Origin of the sequence: Streptomyces sp. DH12, assembly GCF_020873895.1 — a bacterium.
Lineage (GTDB): Bacteria > Actinomycetota > Actinomycetes > Streptomycetales > Streptomycetaceae > Streptomyces.
Window position 1 is genome coordinate 145272 of the sequence record NZ_JAHWGT010000009.1, and the last position, 16941, is coordinate 162212.

The window sequence follows — 16941 nt, forward strand, 5'->3', positions numbered from 1 at the left end:
CGCACCCGTCAGGGTGCGGCCCTCCACCGCGTTCCGGGCCACGTCCCCCGCTTCGCCGCGTTCTCCGACGCCACGGGGGCGGTGACCGGTCTCACGGGTTCGGCGGTTTCGGTCGGCCGTTCCGGCGGTTTCACGTGAAACATCAGCGGGTGGCTCCCGTGACCAGCCAACGACCGGAGCGCATCCGCAGCCAGAGAGTCACCATGCGGGTCGCCATCATCAGGGACATCGCCCACCACACGGCCGTCAGCCCGCCGCCGAGCGCCGGCACCAGCAGCGCCACCGGGGCGAAGACGGCCAGGGTGACGACCATGGCACCCGCCAGGTAGGGACCGTCCCCCGCGCCCATCAGGACACCGTCCAGGACGAAGACGACCCCGGCGACCGGCTGGGTGAGCGCCACGACCAGGAGCGCGGGCAGAAGCGCCTGCCGAACCGCGTCGTCACCGGTGAAGAGCGGGATGAACAGCGGACGGGCGGCGACGAGGAGCACCCCGAGCGCCACTCCGGAGATGACGCCCCACCGCACCATCCGGCGGCACACTGCCCGGGCGCCCTCGGTGTCGCCGGCTCCGAGGTACCGGCCGATGATGGCCTGCCCCGCGATGGCGATGGCGTCGAGCGCGAAGGCCATGAGGCTCCACAGTGACAGGATGATCTGGTGCGCGGCCACTGGCACGTCGCCCAGACGGGCCGCGATGGCGGTGGCGATCATCAGTACCGCGCGCAGGGAGAGCGTCCTGATGAGGAGGGGTACGCCCGCCTGGGCGCTCGCCCGGATCCCGGCGGTGTCGGGTCGCAGCGAGGCGCCGTGCCGTCGGGCGCCCCGGACGACGACGGTGAGGTACGCGGCGGCCATGCCGCACTGGGCGATCACCGTGCCCCAGGCGGAGCCGGCGATGCCGAGGCCGGCGCCGTAGACCAGCGTGACGCTGAGGATGGCGTTGGCGCTGAAGCCGGCGATCGCCACGTACAGGGGCGTGCGGGTGTCCTGAAGTCCGCGCAGGACACCGGTCGCGGCGAGTACGACCAGCATGGCGGGGATGCCGAGGCTGGACACCCGCAGGTAGGTGGCCGCGTGCGGGGCGGCGGTGCCGGAGGCGCCGAAAGCCTCCACGACCCAGGGGGCCGTCGGCAGGGTGAGCGCCACGACGGCGGCACCGAGGAGGAGGGCGAGCCAGATGCCGTCCATGCCCTGGCGGATCGCCGCGGGGAGGTCGCCCGCGCCGACGCGGCGGGCGACGGCGGCCGTGGTGGCGTAGGCCAGGAAGACGAAGACGCTCACCGCTGTGGACAGCAGCGCGGCCGCGACACCCAGGCCGGCCAGTTGGGCGGTACCGAGATGGCCCACGATGGCACTGTCGACGAGCACGAACAGAGGCTCGGCGACAAGGGCGCCGAAGGCCGGAAGCGCCAGGGCGAGGATCTCGCGGTCGTGCTGGCGGCCGATCCTCCGTGACGTCGTGGGAGCCTGGGTCATGGGGTCAATGTAGTCGTCCACAGGTAATGGACACAACTCATCAGTGGTCCTTACATGCACGCTCCTTCACGGTGTGTGGTCGGACCATCCGGAGTGTTCTTGATCCAGCCGTGAAAGTTTTTCTCCCCCACAGCCGGTGGATGGAAAAGCAGCAGGTCAAGTGGGTCTTGCTGGGTGGGCTATGAGTTTGTCCACACGGCTGTCCCCCGGTCCGTGCACAGGATCGAGCAGGTTCTCCACAGCATCCGGGCGTTCACCCACAGGCCCTGTGGATAACCAGATTGGCTGACGGTGCCCGCGGGCCTAACGTGGTCCGGCGCCCGACGTGCCGCGAGGCGGAGTCGAAGCCTCTTGTGTGTCAGAGCCGTGGCGTAGAAAGAGTGGCACGGCAAGGTCCGCGGTGCGGACGGGAGGAGGTGGGCCGGTGAGCATCCCCGAGCCCTTGGACGACCCCTGGACCGACAGCGGACCCAGCGACCGCCTGCCCGTCTCGCGGCAGCGCGGCGGCGAGGCCCTCGTCGGCGGACGGGGCGGGGGTCGCGGCCGGGGACGTGACGAGCAGCACGACCGGGGCCCCGACGGCGGCCCCTGGGACGGCGGCGGCGCGGGCGCTTTCGAGCGCGTCCCCCCGCAGGACCTGGACGCCGAGCAGTCCGTCCTCGGCGGCATGCTCCTCTCCAAGGACGCCATCGCGGACGTCGTGGAGATCATCAAGGGCCACGACTTCTACCGGCCGGCCCACGAGACGATCTTCCAGGCGATCCTCGACCTCTACGCCAAGGGCGAGCCCGCCGACCCCATCACGGTCGGTGCCGAGCTGACGAAGCGCGGCGAGGTCAACAGGGTGGGCGGTGCGTCCTACCTGCACACCCTGGTGCAGTCGGTACCGACGGCCGCCAACGCCTCGTACTACGCCGAGATCGTCCACGAGCGCGCCGTCCTCCGCCGACTGGTCGAAGCCGGCACCAAGATCACGCAGATGGGATACGCCGCAGACGGCGACGTCGACGAGATCGTCAATCAGGCACAGGCCGAGATCTACGCCGTCACCGAGCAGCGCACGAGCGAGGACTACCTCCCCCTCGGCGACATCATGGAAGGCGCCCTCGACGAGATCGAGGCGATCGGTTCCCGCAGCGGCGAGATGACCGGCGTACCCACGGGTTTCACCGACTTCGACTCCCTCACCAACGGTCTGCACCCCGGCCAGATGATCGTCATCGCCGCCCGCCCCGCCATGGGCAAGTCGACCCTGGCGCTGGACTTCGCCCGTGCCTGCTCGATCAAACACAACCTGCCCAGCGTGATCTTCTCCCTGGAGATGGGGCGCAACGAGATCGCGATGCGCCTGCTCTCCGCCGAGGCGCGGGTCGCCCTGCACCACATGCGCTCCGGCACGATGACCGACGAGGACTGGACCCGGCTGGCCCGCCGCATGCCGGACGTCTCCCAGGCGCCGCTCTACATCGACGACTCCCCGAACCTGTCGATGATGGAGATTCGCGCCAAGTGCCGCCGCCTCAAGCAGCGCAACAACCTGAAGCTCGTCGTCATCGACTACCTGCAGCTGATGCAGTCCGGCGGTAGCAAGCGCGCCGAGAGCCGCCAGCAGGAGGTCTCGGACATGTCCCGTAACCTCAAGCTCCTCGCGAAGGAGTTGGAACTCCCGGTCATCGCCCTGTCCCAGCTGAACCGAGGCCCCGAGCAGCGCACGGACAAGAAGCCGATGGTGTCCGACCTGCGCGAGTCCGGCTCCATCGAGCAGGACGCCGACATGGTCATCCTGCTCCACCGTGAGGACGCCTACGAGAAGGAGTCACCCCGCGCGGGCGAGGCCGACCTGATCGTCGCCAAGCACCGTAACGGACCGACGGCCACGATCACCGTCGCGTTCCAGGGCCACTACTCCCGCTTCGTGGACATGGCCCAGACCTGATCACCGGCTGTGTGAGGCCTCGAATCTCGTGTCGGAATGGCACGGCCGATGTCGGATGCAAGTCGCAGATCCTGGGTCTGGTCGACGTCCTTCCCGACACCCTTCGGCAAGATCCCGGGGACCTTGGACACGGCGTCCAAGAAGGGACATCGTCGGCCGTGTCGAGCGAGCAGTGTCCGTGCGTGAGTGGGTGGAACGGATGGCCGCCGATGCAGGTTCGTGACGTGCCTGGGCAGTGGTGCAGCCTGCTGGACAGTATGAGGAAATGACACCGATCTGAGAGAGCCGGCGGCCGACACTCGTGAGGCCATCGACCCGGCACCGGCCTCCAGTTCAGCCGCGTGTCGCCGTCGCAGCAGGCCGACTACTTGCACCACCAGTCCCTCGCCCCGACGCGCCCGCAGGGTCGCACGCGTCGCCGGCTCGCCGGTGGTGACTGTTCCATGCCGACGGCCAAGCCTGTCTTGGCCAGCCTCCTCGGGTCAGACGGCTACTCGCGCCGGCATAGCGTCCGCCCGCCCGTAGGCGAGCACCTGGGCAAGGATCTCCCGGAACCGGGACACGTCGTGGGCCGGCGCCTCGATGACTGCTTCGATCTCGCTGTCCTCCAGCCGAAGGCTCTCCAGCGCCTCGGGGTCCAGCAGGATGCGAAGGACATTGCCCTCCAGGACGGCTTCGCGCACGCAGCCGTAGGCCGTTCCCTGCCCCGCCGTGACCAGTGACCTGCCCCGCATCGCTCGCCACCTCGGTCCGCATCCGGTGTCGCTGTTCCGTCCCTGTGCGAGAACCATCCTCGTCCAGCGGCCGCCGTGGCACGAGACGTGCAGGCAGAGACATGTCGAGGTACCCGGCAGGAACGTGGAAGGGGAGTCGGTGGCCGGGTCCGCCACTGCCGCTGACCCAAAACCGTTTGCCCGGGAGCTGGGACGTGCGGACGATGCGGGTATGACCTCGTTCCGTGTGCCCGTGTCCCTGCTGCCTCCCGTCGTCCTGCGGCCGGGAGCCCAGCAGCAGGCGCGGGCGGGGACGGGGACGACGCATCCGGTCGCGTGATCGCCGCCCTGGTGGCCGGGCTGCTCGCCGGCTACGGGATCGCCGTACCGGTGGGGGCCGTCGCGGCCTACCTCGTGGCGCTGTCGGCGCGGACGTCGTGGCGGGCGGGGGCCGCGGCGGCCCTGGGCGTGGCGACGGCCGACGGACTGTACGCGTTGATCGCCGTGGCGGGCGGCGCGGCGCTCGTACCGGTGCTCCAGCCGGTGGTGGTCCCGCTGCGGTGGGCGTCGGCCCTGGTGCTCATCTTCCTGGCGGTGCGGGGTGCCGTCGCCGCGGTACGCGCGTACCGCGCGAGTGCCGGTTCGGCAGGGCACGGCGGCGGAGACGCGATGACACCGCTGCGGGCGTACCTGACGTTCCTGGGCATCACCCTGACCAACCCCATGACCGTGGTCTACTTCGCCGCGCTCGTGCTCGGCGGGCGGGCGGCACAGGATCCGGGCGCCCTGGAGCAGGGGGTGTTCGTGGCGGCGGCCTTCGTTGCGTCGGCCAGCTGGCAGCTCTTCCTCGCCGGGGGCGGAGTCCTGCTGGGCCGGGCCCTGACCGGCCCCCGCGGGCGGCTGGCCACCGCGCTCGTATCCAGCGCTTTGATCACGGCCCTCGCCGCGTACCTGCTGCTGTCGGCGGCCTGAGCGGAGTCAGGAGAGAGCGACGACGACGGTCGTGGCGGTGATGGCGGCCATCGTGGCCTGCATGTCGCGGATGGCCCTGCGCACGCTGTCGGCCACCCACTTGCCCTCGGCGATCGTGGCCATGCGTGGCTCGACCTCCTTGCGGGGAAGCTCCGGAAAGGCGATGCCGTGCAGTCGGGCCCCGTGGAGGAGAGCCACCAGCGCGGAGGTGCGGTCGTCCGGGCGGCTGCCTTCCACCACGACCCGGGCCAGGCGGTCGCGCAGTTCGCGCTCCACGCCGCCGTCGGCTTCCGGGTAGCGCCGCACCGGGAAGATCCCCAGCGCGCGGTGGCGCTCCTCGATGACGAGTCCGCGGTCGCAGAGGCTTGCGACCGTGGCCCGTACCGCCGTTGCCTGGTCTCTCGCGAGCCAGTCGGTGATCTTCCCGCCACCGCGGCGGCCCGCCCACTCGGTGAGCCGCTCCAACCGGTCATCGAGCAGCGGGACCCGCGTCGTGGACGTGTCGGTGATGCTCACCACGCCGCCGGCGACCCGGACCCGGTAGCGCATGGCCAGCTCCAGCAGGGTGCCGCCCGCGACGGCCCAGCCCGCGGAGGAGCGGTCCTTCGCGACACCGGACGCGTCGTCCAGCGACAGCAGCATGATCTCCTCGCCCAGCGTCACCGACATGCGAGCTCCCCTCGATCGACCCCGTTCACCGATGTCGACGCACCGGCGGTGCGGAGGGTTCCGCGGCGTGCGGTACATCTGGGCCCATGACCTCATCCCTCGCAGCGCTGCTGCCCACCACGGAGCGCGCGCTGCTCCACCGGATCGCCGCCGCCCAGACGGAGGGCCGGGTGCCCTCCCTGGTCGCGGCTGTCGCCCGTGGCGGCCGCATGGTGTGGGCGGGGGCGCGCGGCGACGTCGTGTCCGCCACCGACACCCAGTACCGCATCGGCTCGATCACCAAGCCGTTCACCGCCGTCCTGGTGATGCGGTTGCGGGACGAAGGGCTGCTGGACCTCGACGACCCGCTGGAGAGGCACCTGCCGGGAACGGGCGTGGGTACGGTGACCGTGGCCCAGCTGCTCTGCCACAGCGGCGGACTGGCGGCGGAGTCGCCCGGACCGTGGTGGGAGCGCACTCCGGGCGGAGTGCGGCCCGGTCTTCCCGAGGTCCTCGGCCACCAGCCGCTGGTGCACCCGCCCGGCCGCCGCCACCACTACTCGAACCCCGGGTACACCCTTCTCGGCGCGCTCGTGGCCGAGATCCGCGGCGTCCCGTGGGAGGAGGCGCTGCAGACCGAGGTGCTGGAGCCGCTGGGGATGCGACGGACGACGCCGCGGCCCGTCGCGCCGTACGCCGAGGGCTGGGCCGTGCACCCCTGGGCCGACGTGCTGTTGCCCGAACCGTCCGAGGACCTCGGGGTGATGGCACCGGCCGGCGTCCTGTGGGCGACGGCCGCCGATCTCTGCCGGTTCGCTTCCTTCCTCGTGGAGGGGGATGACCGCGTTCTGTCGGCGTCGTCCGTGCGGGAGATGCGCACGGCCGCGGCGCCGCCCGTCGCGGGTGACTGGGACGGGGGCTACGGGCTCGGGCTGCAACTCGCCCGGCGTAACGGCCGGAGCCTTGCCGGGCATTCCGGCTCGCTGCCCGGCTTCGTCGCCGGGCTCTGGTTCGGCGTCGAGGAGGACGTCGCTGCGGTCGTCCTGGCGAACGCCACATCGGGGCCGCAGGCCGGGGCGCTCGCGGCGGACCTGGTGGACCTCGTCGCCGGGGCGGAACCGCCGCTGCCGGAGCCCTGGCGGCCGCTGGCGGAGGCCGACCAGGCCCTGTTGGCGCTGACGGGGCCTTGGTACTGGGGGACCTACGCGTACGGGCTGGCACTACTCGCGGACGGGGGCGTGGAACTGCGGCCACTGCGGGGGACGGGCCGAGGGTCGCGGTTCCGGAGCCGGCCGGACGGCACGTGGATCGGCCTCGACGGCTACTACGACGGCGAGGTGCTCCGGGTGGTCCGTCGGGAGGACGGCTCGGTGAGCCATCTCGACCTCGGTTCGTTCGTCTTCACCCGCGAGCCGTACGAGCCGGGGGACGTCGTCCCGGGCGGGGTGGACGAGGGCGGGTGGCGCGGCGCCCCCTGATGTTTCACGTGAAACCGGTGCGGTGGCTCACCAGCCCGGGGAAGAGGGCGATGGCCCCGATGTTCCACGTGAAACGGCGGCGGCCCATGACGTTCCCCGTGGGCCGGTCAGAGCGCCATCTTGAAACCGACGTGGGAAGCCGTGAAGCCGAGGCGCTCGTAGAACCGGTGGGCGTCGGTGCGAGTGATGTCCGAGGTGAGTTGGACCAGCGCGCAGCCCTGACGGCGGGACTCGGCAACGGCCCACTCGATGAGATGGGTGCCGAGTCCAGTCCCGCGTGCGTCGGCGTGGACGCGTACGGCCTCGATCAAAGCCCGGGTGGCGCCCCGTCGGGAGAGGCCGGGGATGATGGTCAGATGCAGCGTGCCGATGACGCGCTGACCGCGGACGGCCACCACCAGATGCTGGTGGGGGTCGTCGGCGACTCGCGCGAACGCGGTGAGGTAGGGGGAGAGGTCGTCGGGGGACTCCCGCTCGGCACCCAGCGGGTCGTCGGCGAGCATCGCCACGATGTGGGGGACGTCAGCCGTCGTCGCACGGCGAATCTCAAGATCGTTCATGTGTCGGAGGCTACTCGCCGTCCGGCTCTGGCGTTCAGCTCTTCGAATGCCTGGTGCAGAGGGGCCAGCTCCGGCTTCCGGGCCGCTTCGTCGAATGCCTCGTGCCATGCCGGTGTGTCTGGTTTCACGTGAAACACGGTGGGTGGGGTGCCGGGCCACCGCCCCCGAGCGCGCGAGGGTGCGTGGAGAGGACGAACCGGCTCTGTGGAGATCCGGACGCGCAGCCCGCGGTATGGGGGTTGTGCAGCCTAGCGGGGAAGCGGGTACGAGACCGAGGCTTCCCGCTCTCGACCCGGGCCGCCGTGGCGCCTGTCATGATGCGCTCACGGCGAATCGGGCCGAGGGAAGTGCGAGAACAGATCGTCGGACGAGTTCGAGGCGAGGCACTCTATGAACGCTGCGACCACCACACCGGCCGGCCGGGGTCCCTCCGGCCCCGGAGGCGGCGGCGACTCAGCCGGGGACCACGGTCCCTCGGGCGGGTGGTTCACGCCGCGGACGCCGGCCGGCCCACCGGGCGACGCTCCGGCGTCCCCCGGCGGCGAACGGGTGCCCCCGCCCACGTCGCCCGGCCCGCAGGCACCGCCCGCGCCTGCCACCGAGCCGTCGTCCCCCACCGAGCCCTCGTCCCCCGCCGCGCCCCCGCCTCCGCTCGCGCGGACGCATCCAGCCCCGCCGGCGCCGCCCGCGGCCACCGCGACGGGATCGCCGGACGCGATACGCATACGCCGCACCCTCGCCGAGATAGCCCCCGTGGCCGACCAGGTCACCTCGTACTTCTACGCCCTGCTCTTCGTGCGCCACCCCGCTCTGCGCGACCTCTTCCCCGCAGCCATGGACGCCCAGCGGGACCGGCTGCTCAGGGCGCTCCTGACGGCCGCCGAGCACATGGACGACCCGGCGGTGCTCACCGACTACCTCCGGCACCTCGGTCGCGGCCACCGGAAGTACGGCACACAGGCCGCGCACTACCCCGCCGTGGGCGAGGCCCTGATCGGCGCGCTGACCCGGTACGCCACCCGCACCTGGGACGGCGAGACGGAGGCCGCCTGGATCCGTACGTACACGACCATCTCCCAGATCATGATCGACTCGGCGGCCGACGACGAGCGGAAGAGCCCGCCCTGGTGGCAGGCCGAAGTCGTCGCGCACGAGCTGAGGACGCCCGACATCGCCGTGGTGACCGTGCGCCCCGACCAGCCGTACCCCTTCCTCGCCGGGCAGTACGCGAGCCTGGAGACGCCCTGGTGGCCGCGGGTGTGGCGGCATTACTCGTTCGCGGCGGCACCGCGTCCGGACGGGTTGCTGGCCTTCCATGTGAAGGCCGTGCCGGCGGGCTGGGTGTCGAACGCGCTGGTCCACCGCGCCCGCCCCGGTGACGTCCTGCGTCTCGGTCCGCCGGCCGGCTCGATGACCGTCGACCACACCTCCGACCGGGGGCTGCTCTGCCTGGGCGGCGGCACCGGCATAGCGCCGATCAAGGCGCTGGTGGAGGACGTCGCCGAACACGGGCGGCGCCGCTCCGTCGAGGTCTTCTACGGCGCCCGCACCGATCACGACCTGTACGACATCGACACCATGCTGCGGCTCAAGCAGGCGCACCCGTGGTTGGAGGTGCGTACGGTGGTCGACGGCAGGACCCAGCTGCCGGACGCGGTGCGCGCGTACGGGCCATGGGACGAATACGACGCCTACCTGTCCGGGCCGCCCGGCATGATCCGCAGCGGGGTCGACGCGCTGCGCGGGGTGGGGGTCCCCTCCGACCGCATCCGTCACGACTCGCTGGACGAGCTCGTCGCCGCGGCCGGCTGAGGCGCGGGCCCGGCCGTCCGGCTGGTGGCTGCCAGGCCCGGCGCGGGGCCGTCAGCCCAGGTCGGGAGCGTGCATGGCGCGAACGCCCTCGATGTTGCCGTCGAGGTAGTGACGCAGGGAGAGCGGCACGAGGTGCACGGCGGCGATGCCGACCCTGCTGAACGGGATCCGGACGATCTCGTACTCGCCGACCGGCTCCTCGACCTCCGGCCCGTGCCGCTGGGCGGGGTCCATCGACTCCAGCCGACAGACGAAGAAGTGCTGCACCTTCACGCCCGAGACGCCGCCGTCCTCGATGTGCTCCACGGTGTCCACGAAGCACGGCACCACGTCGGTGATCTTGGCGCCGAGCTCCTCGTGCACCTCACGGTGGAGGGCGTCGACGACCGTCGCGTCGCCCGGTTCGACACCGCCGCCCGGCGTGAGCCAGTAGGGATCCATCCCGGGCTTGGTCCGTTTGATCAGGATCAGGTCGTCGCCGTCGAGGAGGACGGCACGGGCGGTGCGCTTGACCACTGGACGTTCGGTCATGGCAGGACAATCGCCCGTGGCGTACCGATTGAAACCCGCCACGGCGGAGCGACCGCCGGGTAACCGGTCACGGGCGGCCACCGACGGCGGGGCGTCGCCACGCGGCTGCCCTTCGTCACCGGGCGGCCCTCCGCAGCCCCTCCGCGGTCACCACGGCCGGCGAGCCCTCGGCTGGCCGTCCTCACCAGGCGACCGCGGCCCGCAGCAGCGTCTCGTGCGCCCGGGCGATGTGCGCCAGGGCCAGCGTCCCGGTGCGGACGACCAGGAAGTAGGTGCGCAGCGGCGGCACCGGAGGGTCGAGGAGTGCGACGAGGCGGCCTTCGCGCAGGGCTTCCTCGCACAGGTAGCGCGGCAGCACGGCCAGCCCCGCACCCGCGGCGGCGCTTTCCAGGACCGCCCGCAGGTCGGGCACGACGACGGTGCCGGTGGCGGCGGGCTTCGACTCGAAGACGGCGGCCCAGTAGCGGGACACGAAGGGCAGCGACTCGTGGACCTCGACCACGGGGAGCTGGTCAAGCACCACCGACCCCCGGCTCAGCAGGGTCTCCGGGGCGAGGCGGGCGGCCCAGCGCGGGGCGGCCACGAGCACGTGTTCCTCATCGCAGAGCGGGCGCGCGGTGAGCAGGCCGCCGCGCGGCCGTGCCGTGGCGACGGCCAGGTCGTGCCGGCCGGCGGCCAGCCCGTCCAGGGACTCCTCGGCGGTGCCGAACAGCGACGTCCGCAGGGTGAGGCCCTCGGCGACGAGTGGCGCCAGTGCCGGTAACGCCCGCTGTGCGACGAACTCCGGCGGTCCCGCGAGGTGCAGGGTGCGCGTCCCGACCCGCCCGTGCACCCCGGTCTCGGAGATCTCCACGAGGGCGTCGAGATGCGGGGCGGCGCGGTGGGCCAGTTCGTCGCCGACCGTGGTCGGCGTGACGCCGCGGGCCTGCCGCAGGAAAAGCGGTCGGCCCAACTGCCGTTCCAGGGTGCGGATCTGGCTGGTGACGGCCGGTTGGGAGAGCCCGAGGAGCGCCGCGGCGCGGGTGAAGGATCCGGCTCGGTGCACCGTGACGAAGGTCCGCAACAGGCCCAGATCCATGTCCCTCCCTCCCCTCGGGGAGCGCCTACCCCGAAGCCGTACAACGATAAATATGTCGATAGGTCGCTGCCGCCAGCGTGATGGGACATTGACGTAGAGTCAACTAGCCTGGTCGGGCCGGAATCCGGTGGACCAGACAGGTGGTCCGAGCCACGAGGGGGGAGGCTCGGACCACCCTCCACCGACACCCGCCCGCCAGGGCGCGCCCCCCGCCGCCGTACGGGGGCGAGGCGGGACGGCCGGCGCACGCCGGCCGGCACGAGGCGGCCGCCGGCTGTCCGTCAGCGCCCTGCGGCCGCCGTGTCCAGGGCGCGCAGGACGTCGGCGACCAGGTCCTCAGGGTCCTCGGCGCCGACCGAGAAGCGGACGAACCCGGCCGGTACCGCGTCACCGCCCCACCGGCCGCGCCGCTCGGCCGTCGAGCGGACCCCGCCGAAGCTCGTGGCGTCGTCCACCAGGCGCAGCGCGTCCAGAAACCGCTCCGCCCGCTCGCGGTCGGCCAGGACGAACGACACCACCGACCCGAAGCGACGCATCTGCGCGGCCGCCACCCGGTACGACGGGTCGTCCGGCAGGCCCGGGTACCGCAACCCGGTCACGTCCTCGCGGTCGGCCAGTGCCTCGGCGAGGGCGAGGGCGTTGGCGCACTGCCGGTCCACGCGCAGGTGGAGCGTGGCCAGTGAGCGGTGGGCGAGCCACGCTTCCATCGGTCCGGGGATCGCGCCGGCGATCTTCCGCCAGCGGCGGACCCCCGCGGCCAGCGCTGCGTCCGCGGTGGCGACGTGGCCGAGCAGGACGTCCCCGTGCCCGGTCAGGCCCTTGGTGTCGCTCGCCACGGAGAAGTCGGCGCCCAGGGCCAGGGGGCGCTGCCCGAGGGGTGTGGCGAGCGTGTTGTCGACGGCGACCAGCGCGCCGGCCTCGTGGGCCGCGGCCACCATCCGCCGGACGTCGCACACGTCGAGTCCCGGGTTGGAGGGGGTCTCCAGCCACAGCAGCTTCGCCCCGTCCAGGGCGGCCAGCTGGGCGTCGCCTCCGGTGGGCGCCGTGCGGACCTCGATCCCGTACGCGGTCAGCTGCTCGGCCACCAGGGGCAGGGCCTGGTAGCCGTCGGCCGGGAGGACGACGGCGTCACCCGCCGCGAGCTGGGAGAAGAGGACCGAGGAGATGGCGGCCATGCCGGAGGCGAAGACCGCCGTCTCGACCGCGTCGTCCCCCGGGGCCTCCAGCTCGCCGATGGCCCGTTCCAGCAGCGTCCAGGTCGGGTTCTCGTCTCGGCCGTAGGTGTACGGGCCGGTCGGTTCGCCCGGCAGGTGGTAGTGGGCGGCGAAGACGGGGCCCGGGAGCGTCGGTTCGTGCTTGCGGGGCTCCGGCAGCCCGGCCCGCACGGCGCGGGTGCCCTCGCCCGTGTCCGGTGCGCACGCCATCAGTCGCGGCCGTCGGGGAGGACGACGTTGAGGGCCCAGGAGACGAGGGAGATGATCAGGCCGCCGAGCACGGCGGTCCAGAAGCCCTCCACGTGGAAGCTGAGGTCCAGCTGGTCCGCGAGCCAGGACGTCAGCAGCAGCATCAGGGCGTTGACGACGAGGGTGAACAGGCCGAGCGTGAGGACGAAGAGCGGCAGCGTGAGGAGCTTCACAAGCGGCTTGACCAGGATGTTCACCACACCGAAGACCAAGGCGACGAGCACCAGTGTCAGGGCCTTGCGGCCCGTGTTGTCGCCGGTGAGCGTGATGTCGTCCAGGAGCCAGATCGCGACGGCCAGCGCCCCCGCGTTCGCGAGCGTCTTGACTACGAAATTCATCATGTGTCTGATCGTGGCAGACACGATCACCACAGAGGCGGGGACGAGCGGACGATGAAGGCATTCCGACTGGACGAACTGGACGCGGAACGCGCCGCCAACGACGGCGCGTACCTCCAGTTCCTGCGCGAGCGGAACATGTCGGTCGGGCTGTACGCGCTGGGCGCGGGCCAGCTGGACCCGCAGCAGCCGCACAAGGAGGACGAGGTCTACTTCGTGGTCAGCGGTCGGGCCTCGATCACGGTCGGCGATGAGACCACGCAGGTGGGACGCGGCAGCGTGGTGTACGTGCCGGCCGGCGTCCCGCACCGGTTCCACCACATCACCGAGGACCTGCGGGTCCTGGTGGTGTTCTCGCCGCCCGAGAGCTGACCGCCTCCTCCGGAGGGAGTACCGGAGGGCCCGGCGTACCCCGACGCTCCCTAGGGGGAGGTTCAGGGGAGGGCAAGGGCCGCGTGACCCCCGCCGGGCAGCACGCCCGCCTAGCATCGAAGGCGTCCAACGGGACGATCCAGACAGACGCGAGAGAGACGAGGCGGACGACATGGCGGTAAAGGAACTCCTGCGGGGCCTGCCCTGGTGGGTGAAGTGGGTGGCCATACCGGTCATCGCCGTGGTCGTCTTCGGCGGCCTGATCGCGAGCGCCGTCTACTTCGTCGTCAGCCTGCTGTTCAAGGTACTGGTGTTCGTCGCGCTCGTCGGCGGACTCGTGTACGTGGTGCGGAAGTTCACCGGCTCGTCGTCGTCCTCGTCATCCTCCTCCGGCGACGGTTGGTGACCCGCCCCGGGCGTTAGGCCGCCCGGGGGAACGGTCCCTCCGGGAGGCACCCCCGAACGGAGCCTGCCATTAGAGTGGCAGGGCTTCCGCGGCCCTTGGAAACAAGGGCTGACTGAACGCCCTACCAGCGGTTTGTACGACTGTTGCGACTGTATGCGGCGCAATGTGCAGGGACGCGCCGAGACGCATCCAGCGGCTCCAGCGGTGACCGCTCATGGGCGACATGCCCAGGGGGTTCCTTCGGTCATGGCTTCGACTACCACCGCCCCGACCCTCATCGGCTCGGTGCAGCGTGCGCTCCGGCTGCTGGAGGCCGTGGGGTCCCACGAGGGCGGGGCCCCGGCCAAGCAGCTCGCGCGTGAGACCGGGCTGCCGCTGCCCACCGCCTACCACCTGCTGCGCACCCTGACGCACGAGGGCTATCTGCTGCGCCACCGAGGTGTGTTCACCCTCGGTGAGGCCGCTCACCGATTGGCCGGCGCCGGAACCCTGCAGAATCGTCGCACCAAGATCGAGGACTGTCTCGCCCGCTGGCGGGACGCCATCGGTGCCCCCGTGTACTTCGCGGTCTATCACGACGGCGAGATCGAGCTCGTCGCGGTCTCCGACACGCCCGCCGCGCCCGCCGTCGACGAATGGGCGGACTTCCGTGCGACCGGTCACGCCCACGCGATCGGCCAGTGCCTGCTCAGCCAGCTCGGCGACCGGGAGCGCCGGGACCACCTGGAGCGGCATCCCGTGCAGGCCATCACGCCCTACACCGTCCGTGACCACCGGACTCTTCTGGAACGCCTCGACCGCGGCACGGGGGAGGGCCCCCACGTCGAGCGTCAGGAGTACGCGCTCGGCACCCTGTGCGCCGCCATCCCCATCATCGCCGGAACCGCCGCCGCAGCGATGGCCATTTCTGTACCCTTGCACGCGGAAGATAGGTTGCTCCCTGCAATCGAGCAACTACGCAGCGAGGTCGGCGCGCTACCGGGCTCGCTCACATTCTCTATCAGTATCTGAAAAATTACTCCTTGTGATCTGCTAGCGCTTACACCAGCATTACGTCAAGAGGGTCAGGGGGGATGAATCCTGGCCAGTTTTGTCATCACCACTGCTTTGAGAACTGCTTCAAGACATTCATCTACAGCGGGGTACATGATGCGCGAGTCGGTTCAGGCCGAGGTCCTGATGAGCTTCATCGTCTCGGACGAGCTCTCCTTCAGGCTCCCGGTCGAGCTGGGGTACGAGACGAGAGACCCCTTCGCCGTCCGGATGACGTTCCACCTGCCCGGTGACGCGCCCGTGACCTGGACCTTCGGTCGCGAGCTCCTCCTCGACGGCATCAACAGCGCCACGGGGGAGGGTGATGTGCGGGTCGAGCCGACCGAGGACGAGGACCATCTGTCCGATGTCCACATCCGGTTGCGCGTCGGTCCCGACCAGGCCCTGTTCCGCGCCAGCGCGCCACCCCTGGTCGCCTTCCTCGACCGGACCGACAAGCTGGTGCCGCTCGGTCAGGAGTGCGCGCTCGGTGACTTCGACGAAGGTCTGGAGGAGGCGCTCGGACGCATCCTCACCGAGAACGCCGGCTGAGGGGGCGGATGCGCCGACCGGGCACCACCGGGTCGGCGCTCACCGACCCGGTGGTGCCCGGCCCGGTGGCATGCGCCTCCTCGTCGGCATCCGTCCCGTCGGCGTCCGGCCCGGTGGCGTCCGGGCGGCGCGCGGTCGGGGCCCCGCCGCGGTCACTTCTTGCGGCGGCGTCCCCGTCCCGTACGCACCTGTCCGCCCGGTGCGGAGGGACGGTCGGCCGACACGACCAGGGCCGCCAGGCCCGTCGTGAGCGGTACCGAGGCCACGAGGCCGATGGAGCCGACCAGCGTCCGGACGATCTCCTGGGCCACCAACTCGCTGTTGGCCACCGTCCCCACGCTGCTCTGCGCGATCGAGAAGAGCAGCAGCAGCGGCAGCGCGGCGCCCGCGTAGGCCAGCACCAGCGTGTTGACCACCGATGCGATGTGGTCGCGCCCGATCCGGATCCCGGCCCGGTACAGGGCGCGCCGCCCCATCTTCGGATCCGCCTGGTGCAGTTCCCACACGGCGGACGTCTGGGTGACCGTCACGTCGTCGAGCACACCGAGCGATCCGATGATGACGCCGGCGAGCAACAGGCCCGACATGTCGATGCCGGGGTACAGCCCGTGGATCAGTCCGGTGTAGTCGTCGGTGTTGCCGGTCAGTCTGGCCCAGCCGATGAAGAGCGAGCCGAGCAGGCCGATCAGCAGCAGCGAGATCAGTGTGCCGAGTACGGCCACGGAGGTCCGCGCGCTCAGCCCATGACTCAGATAGAGCGCGATGAGCATGATCGCGCTCGATCCGACCACCGCCACCACCAGCGGGTTCGACCCCTGGAGGATCGCGGGGAGGATGAAGAAGGTCAGGAAGACGAAGCTGGTACCGAGGGCGATCAGGGCCATCAGGCCGCGCAGCCGTCCCACGGCCACCACCGCCAGGGCGAAGACGGCGGCCAGCAGGATCAGGGGGAACCGGCGGTCGACGTCCGTCACCGAGTACTGGAGGTCCTCCGGCGCGTCCGGCGCGAACGCCACCACGACGCCCTGTCCCTGCTCCAACTGGCGCGGCGCGTCCGGCTGGACGATCTCCGTGAACCGGCGGCCCTGGTCCTGGCCGCTGGTCACCTCGATGGTGACGCGCTTGCACTGCCCCTGTTGGGCGTTGACCGCCTCCCGGCCCTGCGGGGTGCTGGTGTCACCGGTCGGCGGGACCTGTGCGGCGTTCACGTCCTTGCAGTCGACCTGCTCGACCCGGACGACCTCACCCCGCTCGGTCTGCCGGTCGAAGCCGACGCCGGTGCGCTCGTGCGCCGGCGCGCCTCCCGGCCAGAGGACGGCGAGGCCGACGACCACCGCCGTGGCGAAGGGGATCAGCACCGCCGCGATGACCTTGCGCAGGTGCTGCGAAACGGGCGCGGCGGGGCCGTGGGCGTGGGTGTGGACATGCGCGAGCGCGTCGGGTTCCGGGTGGTGCCCGGGACCGTGCTCGGGGCCGTGTCCCGACCCGTTCTCCGGGTGCTGATGCGAGGAAGTCACCCACCGATCATCGCAAGAACGGCAGGGGCCCCCTGTTCAGCGTGGCCGGAAGG

General features: G+C 71.4%; 17 protein-coding genes. 8 read left to right on the forward strand and 9 right to left on the reverse strand.

Features of this window, described 5'->3' with window-relative positions:
* Positions 1–142: 142 nt before the first annotated feature.
* Positions 143–1480: an MATE family efflux transporter gene (locus tag LPA54_RS10750; protein WP_228976230.1), complete on the reverse strand. Its 1338-nt coding sequence runs from the start codon at positions 1478–1480 to the stop codon at positions 143–145.
* A gap of 424 nt (positions 1481–1904) precedes the next feature.
* On the opposite strand from LPA54_RS10750, the gene dnaB reads away from it, so the two are divergent.
* Positions 1905–3416, forward strand: a complete 1512-nt coding sequence (dnaB, locus tag LPA54_RS10755) for a replicative DNA helicase (protein ID WP_228976231.1) — start codon at positions 1905–1907, stop codon at positions 3414–3416.
* Positions 3417–3898: 482 nt separating this feature from the next.
* On the opposite strand, the gene LPA54_RS10760 is transcribed toward dnaB, so the two are convergent.
* Positions 3899–4150 carry a hypothetical protein gene (locus LPA54_RS10760; protein WP_228976233.1) on the reverse strand — a complete coding sequence of 84 codons (252 nt, stop codon included), beginning with the start codon at positions 4148–4150 and terminating at the stop codon, positions 3899–3901.
* 315 nt (positions 4151–4465) lie between these two features.
* Between LPA54_RS10760 and LPA54_RS10765 the strand changes: the two genes are divergently transcribed.
* Positions 4466–5101, forward strand: a complete 636-nt coding sequence (locus LPA54_RS10765) for a LysE family transporter (RefSeq protein WP_228976235.1) — start codon at positions 4466–4468, stop codon at positions 5099–5101.
* A 6-nt stretch (positions 5102–5107) separates the two neighbouring features.
* Here the strand turns inward: LPA54_RS10765 and LPA54_RS10770 are convergent, their stop codons facing one another.
* Positions 5108–5770: a GPP34 family phosphoprotein gene (locus LPA54_RS10770; RefSeq protein ID WP_228976238.1), complete on the reverse strand. Its 663-nt coding sequence runs from the start codon at positions 5768–5770 to the stop codon at positions 5108–5110.
* Positions 5771–5856: 86 nt separating this feature from the next.
* On the opposite strand from LPA54_RS10770, the gene LPA54_RS10775 reads away from it, so the two are divergent.
* Positions 5857–7227, forward strand: coding sequence for a serine hydrolase (locus LPA54_RS10775; RefSeq protein ID WP_228976240.1), 1371 nt, complete (start codon positions 5857–5859; stop codon positions 7225–7227).
* Between the two features lie 107 nt (positions 7228–7334).
* Here LPA54_RS10775 and LPA54_RS10780 read toward each other — a convergent pair whose 3' ends face one another.
* Positions 7335–7787 carry a GNAT family N-acetyltransferase gene (locus LPA54_RS10780; RefSeq protein ID WP_228976242.1) on the reverse strand — a complete coding sequence of 151 codons (453 nt, stop codon included), beginning with the start codon at positions 7785–7787 and terminating at the stop codon, positions 7335–7337.
* Positions 7788–8177: 390 nt separating this feature from the next.
* On the opposite strand from LPA54_RS10780, the gene LPA54_RS10785 reads away from it, so the two are divergent.
* Complete coding sequence (locus LPA54_RS10785) at positions 8178–9599, forward strand: globin domain-containing protein (RefSeq protein ID WP_228976245.1); 1422 nt, start codon at positions 8178–8180, stop codon at positions 9597–9599.
* A gap of 51 nt (positions 9600–9650) precedes the next feature.
* Here the strand turns inward: LPA54_RS10785 and LPA54_RS10790 are convergent, their stop codons facing one another.
* The 4 genes from LPA54_RS10790 to LPA54_RS10805 all read right to left on the reverse strand — a co-directional run bounded on the left by LPA54_RS10790 (position 9651) and on the right by LPA54_RS10805 (position 13012).
* Positions 9651–10130, reverse strand: coding sequence for an NUDIX domain-containing protein (locus tag LPA54_RS10790; protein WP_228976247.1), 480 nt, complete (start codon positions 10128–10130; stop codon positions 9651–9653).
* Positions 10131–10311: 181 nt separating this feature from the next.
* A complete protein-coding gene (locus LPA54_RS10795) occupies positions 10312–11208 on the reverse strand; it encodes a LysR family transcriptional regulator (RefSeq protein WP_228976249.1) in 897 nt (298 codons plus the stop codon).
* A gap of 281 nt (positions 11209–11489) precedes the next feature.
* Positions 11490–12632, reverse strand: a complete 1143-nt coding sequence (locus tag LPA54_RS10800; protein WP_228976251.1) for a cystathionine gamma-lyase — start codon at positions 12630–12632, stop codon at positions 11490–11492.
* On the reverse strand, positions 12632–13012 hold the full coding sequence (locus LPA54_RS10805; RefSeq protein ID WP_228976253.1) for a phage holin family protein: 381 nt from the start codon (positions 13010–13012) through the stop codon (positions 12632–12634). Before LPA54_RS10805 ends, LPA54_RS10800 begins: the two co-directional genes overlap by 1 nt.
* A gap of 51 nt (positions 13013–13063) precedes the next feature.
* On the opposite strand from LPA54_RS10805, the gene LPA54_RS10810 reads away from it, so the two are divergent.
* The 4 genes from LPA54_RS10810 (at position 13064) to LPA54_RS10825 (ending at position 15371) form a co-directional block, all read left to right on the forward strand.
* A complete protein-coding gene (locus LPA54_RS10810) occupies positions 13064–13381 on the forward strand; it encodes a cupin domain-containing protein (protein WP_228976254.1) in 318 nt (105 codons plus the stop codon).
* 172 nt (positions 13382–13553) lie between these two features.
* The gene (locus LPA54_RS10815; protein ID WP_228976256.1) at positions 13554–13787 is read left to right on the forward strand and encodes a DUF5326 family protein; all 234 of its coding nucleotides are present in this window, start codon (positions 13554–13556) and stop codon (positions 13785–13787) included.
* A 246-nt stretch (positions 13788–14033) separates the two neighbouring features.
* A complete protein-coding gene (locus LPA54_RS10820; RefSeq protein WP_228976259.1) occupies positions 14034–14798 on the forward strand; it encodes an IclR family transcriptional regulator in 765 nt (254 codons plus the stop codon).
* Positions 14799–14936: 138 nt separating this feature from the next.
* The gene (locus LPA54_RS10825) at positions 14937–15371 is read left to right on the forward strand and encodes an SsgA family sporulation/cell division regulator (RefSeq protein WP_228976360.1); all 435 of its coding nucleotides are present in this window, start codon (positions 14937–14939) and stop codon (positions 15369–15371) included.
* A 152-nt stretch (positions 15372–15523) separates the two neighbouring features.
* On the opposite strand, the gene LPA54_RS10830 is transcribed toward LPA54_RS10825, so the two are convergent.
* Positions 15524–16888, reverse strand: a complete 1365-nt coding sequence (locus LPA54_RS10830) for a YibE/F family protein (RefSeq protein ID WP_228976261.1) — start codon at positions 16886–16888, stop codon at positions 15524–15526.
* Positions 16889–16941 lie beyond the last annotated feature (53 nt).

Excerpts from the sequence above, each read along its gene's own strand:
- LPA54_RS10810 (WP_228976254.1), top strand. The coding sequence starts at position 13,064 with ATGAAGGCATTCCGACTGGACGAACTGGACGCGGAACGCGCCGCCAAC.
- LPA54_RS10820 (WP_228976259.1), top strand. The coding sequence starts at position 14,034 with ATGGCTTCGACTACCACCGCCCCGACCCTCATCGGCTCGGTGCAGCGT.
- LPA54_RS10790 (WP_228976247.1), bottom strand. The coding sequence starts at position 10,130 with ATGACCGAACGTCCAGTGGTCAAGCGCACCGCCCGTGCCGTCCTCCTC.
- LPA54_RS10775 (WP_228976240.1), top strand. The coding sequence starts at position 5,857 with ATGACCTCATCCCTCGCAGCGCTGCTGCCCACCACGGAGCGCGCGCTG.
- LPA54_RS10825 (WP_228976360.1), top strand. The coding sequence starts at position 14,937 with ATGCGCGAGTCGGTTCAGGCCGAGGTCCTGATGAGCTTCATCGTCTCG.
- LPA54_RS10795 (WP_228976249.1), bottom strand. The coding sequence starts at position 11,208 with ATGGATCTGGGCCTGTTGCGGACCTTCGTCACGGTGCACCGAGCCGGA.
- LPA54_RS10815 (WP_228976256.1), top strand. The coding sequence starts at position 13,554 with ATGGCGGTAAAGGAACTCCTGCGGGGCCTGCCCTGGTGGGTGAAGTGG.
- LPA54_RS10750 (WP_228976230.1), bottom strand. The coding sequence starts at position 1,480 with ATGACCCAGGCTCCCACGACGTCACGGAGGATCGGCCGCCAGCACGAC.
- LPA54_RS10785 (WP_228976245.1), top strand. The coding sequence starts at position 8,178 with ATGAACGCTGCGACCACCACACCGGCCGGCCGGGGTCCCTCCGGCCCC.
- LPA54_RS10805 (WP_228976253.1), bottom strand. The coding sequence starts at position 13,012 with ATGATGAATTTCGTAGTCAAGACGCTCGCGAACGCGGGGGCGCTGGCC.
- LPA54_RS10780 (WP_228976242.1), bottom strand. The coding sequence starts at position 7,787 with ATGAACGATCTTGAGATTCGCCGTGCGACGACGGCTGACGTCCCCCAC.
- LPA54_RS10800 (WP_228976251.1), bottom strand. The coding sequence starts at position 12,632 with ATGGCGTGCGCACCGGACACGGGCGAGGGCACCCGCGCCGTGCGGGCC.
- LPA54_RS10770 (WP_228976238.1), bottom strand. The coding sequence starts at position 5,770 with ATGTCGGTGACGCTGGGCGAGGAGATCATGCTGCTGTCGCTGGACGAC.
- LPA54_RS10760 (WP_228976233.1), bottom strand. The coding sequence starts at position 4,150 with ATGCGGGGCAGGTCACTGGTCACGGCGGGGCAGGGAACGGCCTACGGC.